Below are 17,290 nucleotides of genomic sequence, written 5' to 3'. Positions count from 1 at the left end.
CAACAGCAGGTAATGGAGTAATTATGAAGAAGCGAATTGGTCTCTTGGCGGGCTTAGCACTACCTATAACCTTTGATTGCTTAGCGGTGAGTGTGGATGACCTGTTTAGTGTTTATCAAAAGCATGCCCAGCTAGGCAATGTGGCCTATCAGCTTAAGCTTGGTCATTTGCTGCTTCAACAAGACAGTAACTTCTATGACCCAGACCAAGCCCTGTATTGGTTCCAACAAGCCGCTGACAAAGGCGATGCTCATGGCATGTACCATGTGGCGGAGCACTACTGGAACGAAGGCAGTGAGCGCGCCGAGTTGCTCAAGTCACTCTCTTTGTTTGAGCAAGCGGCAACCTTGGGTGATAGAAAAGCCCAGCGGCGCTTGTGCTCACTGGCCCCTGTCAATCATGCGGGAGATGATTGCAGGCCCGCAGCCTATGTGACCGATACACCCACACAACTGCTATTGGCTGATTTTTATCGGGACTCTGGTTTAGAGTTAGGGCCGAGTGTCGCTTTGTATTGGTACACTGCGGCGGCAGCGCAAGGAAAAGTTCGGGCACTGCGCGCCATTGAGCGGCTGGCGCAAGAGAATGTGCCGGCGGTGCTGATCCGTAGCCATCTGTTCAGCGGGCGCTTTGATGGAGATATGGAGCGCTTCGATGATCAGTATCGCCTCGCGGTGGATGAGGATAACCCTGAAAACATCTTTGTTCTGTCGCTATTGTATCTCTACGGTGATGTGGTCCAGCACAGTGAAGCCAAGGCCTTAACACTGCTAATAAGCGCTGCCGAAAAAGGCTACCACAACGCGCAGTTTAACTTAGGGCAGTACTACCTTTATGGTGACTTCTTTGGGGAGGTTCAGGCGCTCATTGATCAAGACAGAGCGCGCTATTGGTTGGAGCTGGCTAGTGAGCAAGGGGTAGAGGCCGCAAAAGATTTACTGAGCCTGATCGATTAGTCGTTCGATAGGCTCGTATCGCTCATCAAAACACACCGCTTAGCGATAACACCAATCCGGATAAGTAACTGATGAGAGATTGCGCAGGAAAAATCATTGAAGACAAGGAAGCGCTTGCCGTAACTAGTGGACTAATTACAAAAGCGTTGACGCGGTCATCAATGATTTTAACCAGCAAGAATGATCAGTTATTTATGTGGATTGGTGTAATACATACAGATCCGCTGGCCCTCAACCTCGCGAATGGTAAAGGGGATCTCGTAGATATCCGATAGCACCGCCTCGTCAATCACCTCCACCGTGTCACCACTTTTAATCACTTGCCCCTGCTTCATGGCAATAATTCGGTCCGAGTAACTCGCGGCAAAGTTTATGTCGTGGATCACCACCACCACCGCCTTCCCATGTTCATGCGCCAAGTGCTGGATAGCCCCCATAATCTCCACGGAGTGTTTGATATCAAGGTTGTTTAGCGGCTCATCGAGGAAGATATAGTCGGTGTCTTGGGCCACCACCATGGCGATGAAGGCCATTTGGCGCTGGCCGCCACTGAGCTGGTCGAGGTAGCGGTTGGCAATGTGCTGAATATCGAGATGCCCCATCGCTTTGTCGATAATCTCGTTGTCGCGCGCACTAAGACGGCCTTGCGAGTGGGGGAAGCGGCCAAAGGCCACCAACTCGCGCACAGTAAAGCGCATATTGATGTTGTTGGACTGGCGCAGCACCGCCAAGCGCTTGGCAAGCTCCGCGTTATCCCATTGATTCAGAGGCTTGTCGGCAATAACTACCTCGCCGGCATCGCTGTTGGTGAGGCGGCTGGCCATCGACAGCAGGGTACTTTTGCCGGCGCCATTGGGGCCAATAATCGAGGTGAGCACGCCTTTAGGGAACAGCGCGCTGGCATCCTGAACCACAAAGTTATCGTTATATTTTTTACTCAGGCCGCTTAGTTTGATCATGCTTAGTTCACTTTGTTACGGGCAAGCAGCAGCAGGAAGTAGCTGCCGCCGACAAAATTGATAATCACGCTGATGGTGGTTTCAAAGGCCATCAGGTTTTCGACAATCCACTGGCCTGTCAGCAGCAAAAAGGCGGCGAGCGCGCTACTGGCCGGCAGCAACAGGCGATGCTGATAGCTGTTAAATAGCTGGCGGGTCAGGCTCACCACAATCAGGCCGAAGAACAATACTGGGCCGACCAAGGCGGTGGCGACGGAGATCAGCACGCTGACCAGCGCCATAATCTGCAAGGTCAGTTTGCGCACATTGATGCCCAAGCTGGTGGCGTTATCTGGCCCCAGCCACAGCACATCGAGCTTCGGGGCGAGCTTGAGCAGCAAGGCCAAGCACAGCAACATCGGCGCAATCGCCCAGTACACCAATGCACCATTAACGTTGTTGAAGCTGGCAAACATCGAGGCCTGGATCGCCATAAACTCGCTAGGATCGATCACCATGGTGAAAAAGCCGGTGACGCTGCTAAACAAGCTAGAGCAAATAATGCCAATCAGCAGCAAGCTGAACAGGTCGCGCTGCTTGCCATAGAAGTACCAAGCGAACAGGCTGAGCGACAGGCCCGCCATAATCGCAGTGGTGACCGAGAAGTTCAGCATAGGCTGGATCACTAGCGGCGAGAGTGAGCCTGCTAGCACCACAAGCAGCACTTGAATCATCACATACAGTGAGTCAAAGCCAAGGATGGACGGGGTTAGGATGCGGTTGTTGGTTACCGTTTGGAATACCAGCGACGACCAGCTGATAGCAGTCGCAGCCAGCAAGATAGCCAGCACCTTGGGAATGCGCCTCGACAAGAAGAAGCGGTAGTTGTAGGCGTCTAGCCCCTTGCCGAGAAACAGCGCGATAATCGCCAGTGTGGCAACACTCAATAAAATCAGCTTGGTCGAGTTACGCATTGGACTTGTCCTTGAGGATCAGACCAATAAACACCAGACCACCAAAGATGCTGATAATCATCGAAATCGGTACTTCAAAGGGGAACAGAATCAAGCGACCGCCAATGTCGCAGGCTAATACCAACACCATGCCCCAGTAGGCGGTCCACGGCAGGTTGCGACGCATATTGTCGCCGATAAACAGCGACACTAAGTTCGGCACAATCAGCCCTAGAAAGGGGATCACCCCAACAATCATCACCACCGAGGAGGCGAGCACCGCAACCAACATAACCCCCACCATCACCACGCGCTGGTAGTTAAGGCCGATGTTCTTGGCAAAGCTCTCACCCACGCTGGCGGCACTAAAGCGGGCGGCATACATGTAGGCCAGTACAGAGGCGGGTACGGCTAGGTAAAGAAACTCGTAGTTGCCTTTAAGCACCGAGGCGAAGTTGGCCACCGTCCAGGAAGAGAGGGTCTGCACCAGGTCATACTTGTAGGCGATAAAGGTGGTCAGCGCCGACACCACATTGCCGTACATAATGCCGATAAGTGGTACCAGCACCGCATTCTTAAACTGCAGCTTTTGCAAGAAGCGCACAAACAGCAGGGTGCCCGCCACCGCAAAGCCAAAGATAATTAGCAGCTGGATCCAGTGGTCGACATCGCCGAAGGCTATCAGGGCCACGATATAGCCGAACATGGCGCAATCGATGGTGCCGGTGGTGGAGGGGGCGGCAAAACGGTTTTGCACGATCTGCTGCATGATCAAGCCCGCGATACTCAGGCCGGCGCCCGCCAGACAGATTGCCAGCAAGCGCGGAATGCGGCTGACTAGCAAGATATGGGCGCTGCTGCTCTCGCTGTTTAGTAGGGCAGCGATATCAAGGTCAATCACTCCAATTAGCAAGGACGCAAGGGCTAAAACCAGCAATAAGCTGGCAGCTCCAAGGCGGAAAAGAATACTCATAGTGATATACAGCTAAGGCCCGCAATGGCGGGCCGTTCTCATTATTGGGCGTATTAGTTCAGGGCTTGTTGAATGTCTTGCAGCATCACCCGGGTGGCTTGGATGCCGCCAGCGGTGATATACCACGCCTCGGGGTTTAGGTAGATGAGCTTGCCGTTTTGCGCCGCCTCGGTGCCGTTGACTAGTGCATTGTCGAAGAAGGCTTGGGCCTTGCCGGCGCCGCGGCCAATCGCTTGCTCACGGTCCATAATCATCAGGCTCTGTGGCGCTGCATCGACAATGTACTCGAAGGAAATCAGGTGGCCATGCGGGCCAGCGGTGGCTTCTACGTTGCGTGAGCTGGCAGGGGTGAAACCGAACTCGTTGAAGATCTGCGAGAAGCGGCTGTCGCGGCCAAACATGGTGACATTGCCACCGGCATTCATCACCACCATAGTATCAAGCTCTGCAGCTTTGGCCTTGGCAGATAGCGCTGCAATCTCACCTTCCAGCTCACTGATTAACGACTCCACTTCGCCTTGCTTGTCCACCATCAGCGCGATGTTGCGCCAGTGCTGGGTCATATCACGCCAGTAGTGGCCGTTTTCCATCATCACCACGTAGGTCGGGGCGATTTTTTGTAGCTCTTCCACATGTGGCAGGGCGCGGCCTTCGGCGATAATCAGGTCGGGGCGTGCCATAAAGATCGCTTCAAAATCTGGCTCGTGCAGGGTGCCGACCGAGGCGATGGACTTATCGTTGTACTGCTGCAGATAACTCGGTAGCAGATGGTGCACCACGCCTACCGGGGGAACACCAAGGTTGTCCAACACGTCCAGGCTGGCATGGCCGATCACCACAATGCGCTCTGGGGTTTTATCCAGTTGGGTTTGCCCTACAGCATGCTCAACGGTAACTGCAAACGCCGCGCTCGCGAATAGGGTACTTAGGCAGGCAAAGAGGGCAGTGATGTTTTGAAGTAATCGGGTCATGGGAGCTCTGCTGTTGGTGGACGACCAGCGTTAATCTACCTTGCTAGTTCGCAGCAAAGATTGATCTAACGCAAATCTAAATGAGAAACATTCTTGATGGCGTTTAGCTTAACCCATACAATCACCGCTTCAATATCAATCAATGAATACGCGCTATGCAAAACTTGAATATGCACTCAGTAAACATGTCAGACATCGACCTTAATCTGCTGTTTGTATTAAAAGTGCTGTTAGAGCAGCGCCATGTATCGAAGGCCGCTCAAGCCTTGGCGATGAGTCAGCCTTCGATGTCGCGCGCGCTAAGCCGACTACGCGATACCTTCAGCGACGACTTGCTGGTGCGCTCGCAGGGAAGCTACGTGCTCACGCCGCGCGCAGAACAGCTGCAAAACGAGCTGTCACCGTTGCTTGAGGGGGTTGAGCAGCTATTGCGAGGACCGCAGTTTGACCCGGCAGTGTGCAAGGGCTCGCTGCGCATCTTTGGCATGGTGCCGCAGATCAACCGCTTGCTGCCACCGTTTATCCAGCGTCTTGCCGAGCTGGCACCGGGGGTGCAGCTGGAGATCGACTCCACACCGCAAGATAACTTTGCTGGGCTAGAGCAGGGGCTGGTGCATTTTGCCATTTCCGCTCAGCAGCCCGAGAGTGGCCAAAGCCAGCTGCATAGAATGCCGCTGTGTGAGCTGGAGTTCTGCTTACTGATGAGCAAGCAGCATCCGTTGGCCGAACAGCCCCTGACGCTGGACAAGTTTATGTCGGCCCGCTTTGCCGAGGTACAAACTCGGGGCACCAACTTCTTCTTTCCTGAGTTCACCTTAAAAGAGCGGGGACACCTGGCTAAACACCAAGGTTTGGATGTCGCGCTGCGAACGACCAGCTTTGCCTCGGTAGCGGCGATAGCCGAGTCCAGCGATCTAATCTTCCACCTGCCGGTGCCATTCGCCGAAGAGCTTTGCCGTGGCCGGCAGCTTTGCACCAAGGCGATTCCAAGCGAGGCCCGCCGAGAGCCCATGACGTTGTATCTGTACTGGCATCGCCGCCACCATAACGATGAGCTATGCCGCTGGGCAAGGGAGCAACTGAAAGAGCTATACAGTTGTGAGCACTAACCGTGAATAGTAATTATTCTCAAAATGAATGGAACTTGTGTTGACTTGCGCTGGGTGAATAATGCGAAAATGATAACCATTATCATTACGAAATGTTGTTCACACAGGAAATTGCACGATGTATCACTCTGCTCGACTAAAACTCTCGCCGCTGTATACAGCAATTGCTTTAGCTATTAGCCCTGCGGCCTTTGCAGACGAGGCGACGACAACCGACGAGCAGATGGTTGTCACAGCCACCCGCACCGCAAACACTGCTGCCGAGGCCCCTGCATCGATCTCGGTGATCACCTCGGACGATATCGATGCCATGCCAGCGCTGACCCTAAACGAGATCGTTAGCCAAGCGGTGGGTGTTGAGAGTTCAATGAATGGTGGCCGCGCTGGACGTGAGTTGGTGAAGATCCGTGGCCTAGATTCGAGCTACACACTGGTGCTACTCAATGGCCGCCGTATGAGCTCATCAAATGCCATCATCCGCGGTAACGACTTCGACTACAGCAGCATTCCGACCAGCTCAATCGAGCGCGTCGAAATCATCCGTGGCCCGATGTCATCGCTGTATGGCTCAGATGCCATGGGCGGTGTGATCAACATCATCACCAAGAAGGCCGGCAATGAGTGGAATAGTACCGTACGTGCTGACTTCCAAACCCCCGAGAGCGACGGCGGAGAGCAGTATATGCTGGGCCTGAATACTGGCGGTGCGCTGATTGACGATACCTTGTTTGCTAACTTCTCGATGAACTACAGCGACCGTAATGCCTGGACGCCTTTTGGTGGGCAAACTGCGGTGGATGGCGACAACTCTTGGGATCGTAGCGACGTTACCGCTCTCGAAGACAAACAATATCTCAACCTTTTAGGTAACCTAAGCTGGTTTATTGACGAGCAGCAAATCCTCGACTTCGATCTTGGCTACAGCCGTGACCAGCGTGAAGCGGTTATCGAATCATTGAAAGCAACCACCGACAGCCAGATGGATGTACGCCGCTTTAGCAGCGCAATCACCCACACTGGTGCGTGGGACTGGGGCGACAGCCAGCTGCGCTATGGCTTCGAGCGGGTAGATCTGGAAGAGGGCACCGATGATGTCTCTGAGATCACCGAAGACAACCATATCCTGAACGCATCGGCTTCAACCGAGCTGGGTGCACACCGCGTAACTGTCGGTGGCGAGCTGCGCCATAGTCGCCTGGATAGCCCGCGCGACCTGCTCGATACTGGTAAAGCCAGCCTGACCGAGCAAGCGTTGTTTGTGCAAGATGAATGGGGCTTTGCTGAGAGTTGGACCTTCACCTTTGGTGGTCGATTGGACTATCACGAGGAGTTCGGTAGCCACGTTAGCCCGCGTGCCTACTTGGTGAATCGCGTCAACGACAACTTGGTGGTGAAGGGCGGTGTTGGCCAAGCCTTCAACGCGCCGTCTCTGCTGCAGCTGAACGAAGAGTACCGCTTAAGCTCGTGTAAAGGCGATTGTTACGTGATTGGCAATCCAGACTTGAAGCCAGAAGAGAGTACCTCTTATGAGCTGGGTGCGGTGTACCAAATTGGCAGCTGGACCACTGAGGCCACCTTATTCCGTAACGACATTAAGAACTTGATTGAGCAAGACCGCGACACGCCTATCGACTCGGACTTCGACCGTGAAGTGTTCACCTACACCAACGTTGCTAAAGCCCGTATCGACGGTATTGAGCTGGCCGCCAGCGGCGACATCAGCGACAGCTTCTCGCTAAACGCCAACTACACCTACACCGATGCCACCGATCGCACCACCGGTGAAACCTTAGGCGAGCGCCCAGAACACACGGTAATGGCGCGTCTGAACTGGGATGTTAGCTACGATCTGCGTACCTTTGTGCAGTACAACTACACCGGTAAGCAGATGCTCGGCAGCAGCGCCGCCGATGCCGACCTGCCAGAAGACGGCTACAGCACCGTTGACCTCGGCCTGAACTACTACTGGGGCGATATCGCGCGTATTCGCGCCGGTGTGAACAATGTGGGCAAAACCAAGATGTCGCACGAAGCCAGCATCCGCGGCTATAACGAAGAAGACCGCACTTGGTACTTGGGCTTTAGCTCCGACTTCTAGCCTCTCAAACTGAAACAGCCCCCGCAGGTAAAACCTCCGGGGGCTTTTTTGTGTGCGATAGATAAAGGCGCTAGCCTGCCGAAGCAAGCATTCACGGCGCTTAGCCCCGCAACGGGTAATTAACATAAATAACAAAAAGCCAATAATTGGCTGTCAGGATTTATTACACAACTGGCTTAACCCGATCTTAAGATATTGAAAATAAACGATATAAAACTTGGTTTCGTTCTTGCTTACGTGTGCCTGAAAATTCTAATTAATATATTTGTTAATTTTTTGATAAAGGGAATTACACTATGAAAACAGCTTCTGGTTTGCTCGCTGCTTGCCTGATGGTTGCGCTGCCGTTGAGTGTCGGTCAAGCGGCGATGATGTCGGGTTTTGGTGGTGATGCGGGATATGGCGAACTTGCTATGCAGCCCAATGATGACGGTTCTTCCAACCGCTTAAACCTGCCGTTTGAGATCAACTACTTTGGCAATAGCTACGATAGCTTCTTCGTTAACAATAACGGCAATATCTCGTTTAACAGTTCGTTGAACGGCTACACCCCCCAGCACTTCCCGGTGGCCAATCAGCCGATTATTGCGCCGTTCTGGGCCGATGTGGATACCCGCTGTGGCGACTGTGGCGCAGTCTATGTGGGTGCGCCCAATGAGAACAGCGTGGCGATTACCTGGGACCAAGTGGGTTACTACAATCATCATGGCGACAAGACTAACAGCTTCCAGTTAGTGCTGATCGATCGCAGTGACACTGGCGCGGGCAACTTCGACGTTGAGTTTCGCTATGACAACCTGAGTTGGACCACCGGTGATGCATCTGACGGTAGCAATGGCTTTGGCGGAACTCCCGCCCAGGCAGGCTACGATGCCGGCAATGGCAGTGACTTCTTCTCGTTACCCGGTTCTTTCTCGGAAGACATTCTCAATCTCACTAACACCTCCAACACTGGGATCAATGGCGTATGGCGCTTTGCTATCCGCGATGGAGCATTGCCGGGCGCTACCCCTGAGAACCCGCTAATGCCGGTGGTGGTCGACGGTGGTTGGGAGTTCGACTTTAACGTCGATCTCGACCAAATCGTGTTTATCGACCCGGATGTGGCAGTGGGCTACGACTACTTTGTCGACGCTGGCCCCAACTTCCTGTCGGTGATTCTGCCAGAGGGCTTTGACGACAACCTGTTCGAGCTATGGCTGATGAACGAGTTCGGTGAGTGGGTAATGACTGACATCTTAGAAGGTGGCATTGAGTATCTGTTCGGCGAAGACGGCGTATCGGAGTTTCGTATCTTAGGCATCGATATCGATAACATGCTCGACCCAGAAGATATGCAGGCCTTTGTGACCGGCTTAAGCTTTGTCGATGCGGGTATGGTGAGCATGCGCCAGATCCCGGTCACCGAGTTTGTGCCCGCCGGCAACGTTAGCGAGCCCTATACCAAGCTACTGATATTATTGGTTTTAGCTGTTATCATCGCTAATCGAAAAGTGCGTATTAAACCTTATCAGCCTGCGCATCCACTGGCGGCTTAAGCAATTACCAGCCCCGTGGCGCGTGCGGCGGGGCTGGGCAAAGGAACTGCAATCCATGCTCAACAAGTTATTCGTGTTGCTCACCGCCGGGCTGATGGTTGGCCAGGTGTTTGCCGCCAACAAGCAGGACTTTGAATCCTGGACCCTCGACTGCCAAGCCGAGCTCTGCAACATCTCCCAGCTGATCATGAAACGCGACGGTGATATGGCCGATGTGATAGCCGGCATTAGCTTTATCCAGCTACCAGAGTTTGCCGTGCTGCGGCTGCGCTTGGCCCCGGGCATCGAGGCGAAAAAAGGCGTGGGTATCAAGATTGATCAGTTTAAGGCGCTGCACCTGCCACTCACCGGCTGCGATGAACGCACCTGCGAGCTGAATGTGAAGGTCGACGCACAATTGCTGTCACAAATGCGCGAAGGTCGGGTGATGAGTATCGCCTACATCCACGACCAGCAGCAACAGAGCCTGCCGGTGGTGTTGCATGGTTTTGATCAGGCCTACCTGCAGCTTAACAACGATTAGCGCTGACCTCGCTCGACTATTCGGCCTCCAGCGACCTGCCGGGAGGTCGTATCTTGATCAGTTAACGCTTTGCTCGCTAGTTGGCATTTCAAACTGTTAGCCAGGCCTCGGCCTGAGCGCTAGCCTTGGGCTATAGTTCGCCCAGTTGTATCCCTTCCTAAGATGATTGACCGTGACCCAGCTAACTTACTCTGAAGCAAGTCCACAGGGCGAATATCACTGGCAGTTTACGCTGCTCTCTGCGCGCATTTTACGCGTGCGCTGTTGTCTTGCCACACATCCTGTAGCGGCGACACCCGAGTTGGTATTGCTACCTCAATTACCCCACTTTGATGCTGGCCAACGCGGCGATGATACGCTTTGCAGCGATATGCTAAGGGTCCGCCGGCTAGATAAGGCAGGCGCATGGCAAATACATGCTGATAGCCAACTCTTGTTGACCTTAACGGGAACTGAGCTATTTCCTGCAGCCAATACATCCGATGGTTTAACTGTGCGTCAGCGGTTTGATGAAGCAGCCCCGGGCGCGCTGTACGGTCTCGGTCAGTATCCCGATGGAGTACTAAACTGGCGGGGGAAAACCCAAGTCATTTGTCAGTCCAATAAGGGGATCGCGGCGCCACTGTTGTTGTCTACTGCTGGCTTCGGGGTGCTTTGGAATACGCCTGCACGTAGTGAGTTTAACAGTGACGAAGGCGGGTTTAGTTTTACCGCGGATGCAGGCAGTGAACTCGACTTCTTTGTTCTCTGGGGACCTGATTTTGATGCCATCCATAGCGGGTATCAACAGCTGACTGGCCATGCTCCGTTGTTTGGGCGCTGGGCCTATGGCTATTGGCAGTCTCGAGAGCGCTACATCGATGCCGCAGAGATTGTGGCTGTCGCCCGAAAATACCGAGAGCTGAACATCCCTATCGATAACCTGGTCCAGGACTGGAAGTACTGGGGCGAGCTAGGCTGGAGCGCGATGCAGTTTGACGTTGCCCAGTTTGGTGACGGTCAGGCGATGATCGATACCCTGCACGAATTGAACTATAAGCTGATGATCTCCATCTGGCCGGTAGTCGGTGAAGGAAGTGCAGTGTTTAACGAGCTCAAGCACGCTGGTCATCTGTTCGAGACGCCGCACTGGGCCCAAGGCCATATCTACGATGCCTTCAGTGCAGAGGCGCGTGAGATCTACTGGAAACACTTGCAATGTGGGCTGTGGGATCTTGGTGTCGATGCTTTCTGGATGGATGGCACCGAGCCTGAGTTTGTATCCGCGCAAGTCCCACAGGATGGAGTCGATGCTTGCTTGGCGCAACGCGATACTGCCGCAGGTAGCTGGCGACGCGTGCTCAATGCCTACTCGTTGGTGACGACTGGCGGGGTCTACCAAAAGCAGCGCGCGCTGGGGGAGGAAAAGCGCGTGTTCACGCTTAGTCGCTCCAGCTTTTTAGGTCAGCAGCGCTATGCGGCCGCATGCTGGTCAGGAGACATTAGTGCTAGTTGGCAGGTGCTGCATCAGCAAATTGCAGCCGGGCTGAACTTATGTGCCACAGGGTTACCCTACTGGACAACCGATATTGGCGGTTTCTTTACCACGGGGTTTGGGGCCAGCTATCCGGAGGGTGTGGATGATGATGCCTACAAAGAACTTTATGTTCGTTGGTTCCAGTTCGGTACCTTTTGCCCGTTGTTTCGCTCCCATGGCGCGAACACGCCGCGTGAAATTTACCAGTTTGGTGAGCCTGGTGACTGGGCCTTCGACAGCTTGTTGAAGTTCGATAAACTGCGTTACCGCCTGCTCCCCTATATCTACTCTTTGGCCTGGCAGGTCACCCGACAACATCGCAGCATCATGCGCCTACTTGCTTTCGACTTTCCCGAGCAGCCGCTGCTGCATGATGTAAGCGATCAGTACCTGTTTGGCCGTGAGTTTTTGGTATGCCCGGTTACTCAAGCCATGTTTCATCAGCAGACTCAGCAGCATGAGTTGGTTCAAGCTCAGTGGCAGCAAAGCCTGTTCAGTGACGATGCGTTAAGTCGACATGTTGCGACTCAGCGGGTTAGCGAGCTAGATGGGAACTGGGCTGGAGGGCCGCCAGCAGGACTGCCATTGGCGGGTTACTCTGTGCGTTGGCAGGCCACGATAGTCCCTGAGCATAGCGGGATACATCAGTGGTTGGTCCATGCCAACGACGGCGTAGTAATGCGCATCAATGATCAGAGTGTGATCGACCAGTGGCAGGTTAGCGCTGCCAGAAATATCAAGGTTGAGAGCCTACTGGAGGCAGGACAAGAGTATCGGATTGAACTGGAATATGCGCACTGGCGAGGCTCATCAAAGGTCAGCTTGAGCTGGGCACATCCGGGACAGCAATTTGAACCAACTGCGCTCGCGGCCGCGAAGCGGGAGCTCATCTTGCCGTCTGGTTGCGACTGGATAGATTACTGGAGCAAGCAAGTGTTTGCTGGAGGGCAACGAATCACGGCTGCTACCCCGATTGATCAAATCCCTCTTTATCTAAGAGCTGGCAGTATCATTCCATGTGGCCCAGACGTGCAGTATCACAATGAAAAGCCCTGTGACCCCTTAGAGATTGAGATTTATGCCGGCGCTGACGGTAGCTTCGTACTCTATGAGGATGAAGGCGATAGCTACCGCTATGAGCAAGGAGCGTTTAGTGAGATAGCGTTCACTTGGACTGAGGAATTGCAGCGTTTGGATGTTTCGATTCGCCACGGCGAGTTTCCGGGCATGCTCTCGACGAGAACATTTGTACTGAGGCTGATAGCTGACGGGGTAAGTCGTGAGCGAACTATTGAGTACAACGGAGAGCCCATTTCAATTGATTTTCCCTCCAGCTAAGCGCTAGTTGCTGTTTGATGCGCCCTTATGGGCGCAGCCAATTATACCCGAGCAACCTCAAGATGCTTGTTCGGGTATATCATCAATTTCGAGTATGGGACATTTGTACTATTGGTCCTTTGGCTCTCCTCACCTAACCTGTCCGCGAAGTCAATCAGTGGCCTGTGACGTCAGGCTACTGCTGTTTTCTCTTGTTTCAGTTGTTTCGATGTTCGCTCTGTCGGTGGGCGACTCGATTGTTTTCTCGGATAGATAAGGGTTAGAAATGAAATCAAAGATGTTGGTTATGTTGGTTGCGCTAATGTCCAGCTCTGCAATGGCGGATGTATGTGTGGAGTACATTAACGATAGAGGCGTTACGTTTCTTGTGTGCAAAGCAAAACGCAGTACCGCAGACAACCTGGCAAAAGCCGACTGCAAGCGAGCCTGGAAAAGCAATGGCTGCACCGTGAGCCGGACTTGGTCTGAGTAGCACGGTGGCTTGATGGGGAAGCGCTTAGACGAGCGGCTCTCCTTACTTTTTCGGGAATCAAAGGAAAGTTTAAAATGAAATACTTAGCAGGGCTGGCCATTTTCTTATGTCTGTCTAGTAATGTGCAAGCCGCAGATGTCCACTGTCAGAAGCTTAGATTTGCTACAGGTCGCATGTACGAAGACCTTCGACAGGGGAGAGATTTAGATTATGCGGTCGTTGACCAGAATCGAAGAGCCAGTGCCACTGAACTAGAGTCCGTTATTCTGAAGGACATTGGTCGAGTGTTATACGATGTGGCGAAAATCCATGAGCGCCAAGGCGTGTACCCAAGCGAAGGCAAAGACTGGATGGAAGGAGAGATGCTAACTCGCTGTATTAAAGGCGAGTTCCCCTTTCATCGTCAGGGCTCATACAATAGACAATAGCAACGAGGCGCGTTGAGCTGTCCACTGCTGGGGCTAGCGGGGTGGCGGGCGATGATGGCTTTAGGAGAGTGTGAAAAGTGATAGTTTCAAAGCGTAGAGATCGCGCAGCATCTCGAATGTGTGCACTTCTATTACTTTTTTCATTTTTTGTCACGGGTGATGAACTGGCTATAACCGTCGAGTGCCCCAACTGGGGCGATTATCGCCACTTAAGCGAGTTTGATATCCCGGCAACCCAGCTAGTCCAGCAGGTGTTCGATTGCAGCCATGTTAGCGAGTACATCACCGATCTCGACCAGCTCGACCGAGACTTGTTGTTCTTGCGTGCGGCTAAATCTGATTGGGATACCTTAGTGGGGTATCGCACCCAAACCGAGCCGCAGATTCCTTACCTCGAATTGATTCCAGAAACATCGCTGCGCGCGTTGCAGCAAAACCTCAGGCCAGCAACATCCAAGCCACCAACATCTGGGCCACAATCTCAGCCCTGCGACTAGTGCTTGTATAACTAGTAGGCGACTTTCAAACTTACGTGAGCTTGTTCATAAAACCAAGTGTTCAAGCTTACTTGCTGCTTAGGTAAACAGTGAAGGTCCCCGCGTTGTTGTACCATGCGCCAATCACAAACCTTACTCCTATCAGGCCACTCTATGGACCCGAAAGCGATTTTGCACAACCAAGATGTATACCTGTGCGACGACGAAGCGCTGCTTGCCGAGCAGACCCGTTGTTTAGAGGTGCTCTACGATTTCAACCAGACTCGCCCGAGTGAGGGTGATAAACGCCAAGCCTTGATGCAGAAACTGTTCGCAGAGGTGGGGGAGCATTGCTATATCGAGCCGCCATTGCGGGCTAATTGGGGCGTTAATACCCACTTGGGCAAGAGTGTCTACGCCAACTTCAACCTGACGCTGGTGGACGATACCCATATCTACATCGGCGATCATGTAATGATTGGGCCGAACGTCACCATCGCTACTGCTGGTCACCCGGTCGACCCTGCGCTGCGCAAGCGCGTAGCCCAGTTCAACCTGCCGGTGAACATCGGTAACAATGTGTGGTTGGGTGCTGGCGTGGTAGTGTTGCCCGGCATTAGCATCGGCGAGAACAGCGTGATTGGTGCGGGTAGCATCGTCACCAAGGATGTTCCGGCCAATGTGGTGGCGGTGGGCAACCCCTGCAAGGTACTGCGCGAGATTAACGAGCGCGACCGCGAGTTCTTCTACCAAGACCGTCGGATTGATTACTCGCGCCTTGGATAACCGAGCTGGGCTGTGATGCACACGCTTCGGTGCTTATTCCGGGGCGACCAAACTGTCGCGGCTCAGGTCAGCAATGGTTTTTGCGCCGCATAGCGTCATCGCCACCTGCATCTCTTTTTTATACAGATCCAGCAAGTTTGCCACGCCCGCCTTGCCTTGCGCGGCCAGCGCATAGACAAAGGAGCGACCAATCAAAGTACAGTCGGCGCCCAGCGCCAGCATCCTGACCACGTCCAAGCCGCTGCGTACGCCCGAATCCACCAGGATCTTCAGCTCGCCACTGACCGCGTCGGCAATTGCAGGCAATACCTTTGCTGTGGAGAGCACGCCATCGAGCTGACGGCCACCATGGTTGGAGACCACGATGCCATCGGCGCCGAAGCGCACCGCATCCTTGGCGTCCTCGCTATCGAGGATGCCCTTGATAACCATTGGACCATCCCAAAACTCACGGATCCACTCCAGATCCTGCCAGCTAATCGATGGATCGAAGTTAGCGCCGAGCCAGCCGATATAGTCCTCGAGTTTGGTTGGCTCTCCCCGGTAATGGGAGATATTTCCCAAGTCGTGGGGCTTACCCAGTACGCCCACATCCAAGGCCCAGCTTGGATGCAGCATGGCTTGGGCGACACGCTTGATGGCCGCATTCGGCCCACTCATGCCCGAGTGCATATCCCGGTAGCGGGCGCCGGGAACCGGCATATCCACGGTAAACACCAAGGTGGTAACCCCTGCCGCTTTGGCGCGCTCTAATACGTTGCGCATAAAGCCGCGGTCTTTGAGCACGTAGAGCTGGAACCACATCGGCCGATTGATCGCCGGAACGACCTCCTCAATCGGGCAGACCGAGACCGTCGATAGGGTGAAGGGAACGCCACACTCTGCCGCTGCCTGCGCCGCTTGCACCTCGCCGCGCCGGGCATACATGCCGGTGAGTCCCACTGGGGCAAGCGCCACCGGTAGAGCCAGTTGCTCGCCGAACAGCTCGGTATTCAGGCTTAGCGCTGACATATCTTTAAGCACCCGCTGGCGCAGTGCGACTTGATTGAGATCGCCGGTGTTATTGGCCAGGGTTTGCTCGGCGTAGGCTCCGCCATCGATGTAATGAAACAAGAATGGTGGCAGCTTGGCTTTGGCAGCGGCTCGGTAATCGTTAGGCGAGGAGATAATCATCGACGGTCCTTTTGTCTTTTTAGCTTTTATAAGTGCTGGGCAAGTACAAGTAACTTAGATCTTTGGCGCATATTGAGTTATAGAAATAATGAACAACACTATTTCCATAAATGGCATAAAACGATGCGTGCAGATGATCTCTTGTTGTTTTCTCAGGTGATTGAGCTGGGCAGCTTTTCCAAGGCGGCTGAAGAAAATAGCCTTACAAATTCAGTGGTTAGCAAGCGTATTAGCCGCTTGGAGCAGGCGGCGGGCGCAACCTTGTTGTATCGCACCACTCGCAAACTGGCGCTGACCGAAGCCGGGCGCACGCTGCTACAAAGTGCCAATAATGTGAAGCTCGCCACCCAAGAGGCCCAGCAGGCGGTCGCCGGTATGGGAGAAAGCCTGACCGGACATATCAAGATGTCGGTGCCCACTATTTCCGGTGAGTTGCTGCTGGCCGATGCGGTCACCGAGTTCTGCAATCGCTATCCGGGGCTGAGCGTCGATATGTCGCTCAACAATCGCTTTGTCGATCTGGTGGAGGAGGGCTTTGATTTGGTGATCCGTACCGGCCACTTGGAAGACTCCAGCCTGATCGCCCGGCACATTCTCGACTCGCGCTGGGTAGTCTGCGCCAGCCCGGCCTACCTGCGCCAACACGGTCACCCTCAGCGGCCGCACGCCTTAACTGAGCACAACTGCTTGCAGTATGCCTACCACACCTCGGGGGCGCGAGATTGGGAGTTTGTTGGCAGTGAAGGCAATTACGTGGTGAGAATCAACGGTAACTACTGCTCAGACAATGCCACCGCGCTGCGCAAAGCGGCGCTGGGTGGGCATGGCATTGCTTATCTGCCGCGCTGCCTGATCTATCAGGACTTATGCAGCGGCGCACTGGTAGAGCTATTCCCAGAAGGCGTGGCCAAGGTATTGGGCGTGTATGCCATCTACCCCTATACCCGTTATTTACCGGAGAAGCTGAAACGATTGATTGAGCATATCCGGCAGCGTTATTTAGCGATGGCGCACTACTTCTAATGCGCCATATAAATGGGCT

The 17,290-nt window shown here is 53.8% G+C and carries 15 protein-coding genes; 10 read left to right on the top strand and 5 right to left on the bottom strand.

The window, feature by feature from the left end; translation table 11 throughout:
* The first annotated feature begins 23 nt into the window (after window positions 1-23).
* Entirely contained in the window at window positions 24-956 is a 933-nt protein-coding gene (locus G461_RS0101630) for a tetratricopeptide repeat protein (RefSeq protein WP_026970510.1), read from the top strand.
* A gap of 188 nt (window positions 957-1,144) precedes the next feature.
* On the opposite strand, the gene G461_RS0101625 is transcribed toward G461_RS0101630, so the two are convergent.
* The 4 genes from G461_RS0101625 to G461_RS0101610 are packed head-to-tail and all read right to left on the bottom strand — an operon-like array spanning window position 1,145 to window position 4,791.
* A complete protein-coding gene (locus tag G461_RS0101625) occupies window positions 1,145-1,915 on the bottom strand; it encodes an iron ABC transporter ATP-binding protein (protein WP_026970509.1) in 771 nt (256 codons plus the stop codon).
* A 2-nt stretch (window positions 1,916-1,917) separates the two neighbouring features.
* Window positions 1,918-2,868, bottom strand: a complete 951-nt coding sequence (locus G461_RS0101620) for an iron chelate uptake ABC transporter family permease subunit (protein ID WP_026970508.1) — start codon at window positions 2,866-2,868, stop codon at window positions 1,918-1,920.
* Window positions 2,861-3,820 carry an ABC transporter permease gene (locus G461_RS0101615; protein ID WP_035478797.1) on the bottom strand — a complete coding sequence of 320 codons (960 nt, stop codon included), beginning with the start codon at window positions 3,818-3,820 and terminating at the stop codon, window positions 2,861-2,863. Before G461_RS0101615 ends, G461_RS0101620 begins: the two co-directional genes overlap by 8 nt.
* Before the next feature lie 53 nt (window positions 3,821-3,873).
* Complete coding sequence (locus tag G461_RS0101610; RefSeq protein ID WP_026970506.1) at window positions 3,874-4,791, bottom strand: siderophore ABC transporter substrate-binding protein; 918 nt, start codon at window positions 4,789-4,791, stop codon at window positions 3,874-3,876.
* Between the two features lie 155 nt (window positions 4,792-4,946).
* On the opposite strand from G461_RS0101610, the gene G461_RS0101605 reads away from it, so the two are divergent.
* From G461_RS0101605 to G461_RS0101565, 8 genes are all read left to right on the top strand, one after another.
* Window positions 4,947-5,900 (top strand): LysR family transcriptional regulator, encoded by a 954-nt coding sequence (locus G461_RS0101605; protein ID WP_051333282.1) that lies wholly within the window; start codon window positions 4,947-4,949, stop codon window positions 5,898-5,900.
* 118 nt (window positions 5,901-6,018) lie between these two features.
* Window positions 6,019-7,998 (top strand): TonB-dependent receptor domain-containing protein, encoded by a 1,980-nt coding sequence (locus G461_RS0101600; protein ID WP_026970504.1) that lies wholly within the window; start codon window positions 6,019-6,021, stop codon window positions 7,996-7,998.
* Window positions 7,999-8,294: 296 nt separating this feature from the next.
* Window positions 8,295-9,536 (top strand): nidogen-like domain-containing protein, encoded by a 1,242-nt coding sequence (locus G461_RS0101595; protein WP_026970503.1) that lies wholly within the window; start codon window positions 8,295-8,297, stop codon window positions 9,534-9,536.
* A 55-nt stretch (window positions 9,537-9,591) separates the two neighbouring features.
* A complete protein-coding gene (locus G461_RS0101590; protein WP_051333281.1) occupies window positions 9,592-10,059 on the top strand; it encodes an invasion associated locus B family protein in 468 nt (155 codons plus the stop codon).
* A 493-nt stretch (window positions 10,060-10,552) separates the two neighbouring features.
* Entirely contained in the window at window positions 10,553-12,913 is a 2,361-nt protein-coding gene (locus G461_RS22950) for a TIM-barrel domain-containing protein (protein WP_169727217.1), read from the top strand.
* 546 nt (window positions 12,914-13,459) lie between these two features.
* On the top strand, window positions 13,460-13,813 hold the full coding sequence (locus G461_RS0101575) for a hypothetical protein (RefSeq protein ID WP_026970500.1): 354 nt from the start codon (window positions 13,460-13,462) through the stop codon (window positions 13,811-13,813).
* 116 nt (window positions 13,814-13,929) lie between these two features.
* Window positions 13,930-14,310 carry a hypothetical protein gene (locus G461_RS0101570; protein ID WP_026970499.1) on the top strand — a complete coding sequence of 127 codons (381 nt, stop codon included), beginning with the start codon at window positions 13,930-13,932 and terminating at the stop codon, window positions 14,308-14,310.
* A gap of 153 nt (window positions 14,311-14,463) precedes the next feature.
* Window positions 14,464-15,075: a sugar O-acetyltransferase gene (locus tag G461_RS0101565; protein ID WP_026970498.1), complete on the top strand. Its 612-nt coding sequence runs from the start codon at window positions 14,464-14,466 to the stop codon at window positions 15,073-15,075.
* Window positions 15,076-15,108: 33 nt separating this feature from the next.
* Here the strand turns inward: G461_RS0101565 and lldD are convergent, their stop codons facing one another.
* Window positions 15,109-16,248, bottom strand: coding sequence for an FMN-dependent L-lactate dehydrogenase LldD (gene lldD, locus G461_RS0101560; RefSeq protein WP_026970497.1), 1,140 nt, complete (start codon window positions 16,246-16,248; stop codon window positions 15,109-15,111).
* A 123-nt stretch (window positions 16,249-16,371) separates the two neighbouring features.
* Here lldD and G461_RS0101555 point away from each other — a divergent pair, with 123 nt between their 5' ends.
* Window positions 16,372-17,271 (top strand): LysR family transcriptional regulator, encoded by a 900-nt coding sequence (locus tag G461_RS0101555; protein ID WP_026970496.1) that lies wholly within the window; start codon window positions 16,372-16,374, stop codon window positions 17,269-17,271.
* The last annotated feature ends 19 nt before the right edge of the window (window positions 17,272-17,290 follow it).

The sequence above is a fragment of the Aliagarivorans marinus DSM 23064 genome (assembly GCF_000429485.1).
Classification (GTDB): Bacteria; Pseudomonadota; Gammaproteobacteria; order Enterobacterales; family Celerinatantimonadaceae; genus Aliagarivorans; species Aliagarivorans marinus.
The sequence above is the reverse complement of the archived record's forward strand: the minus strand, read 5'-3'. Positions and strand labels throughout refer to the sequence as shown.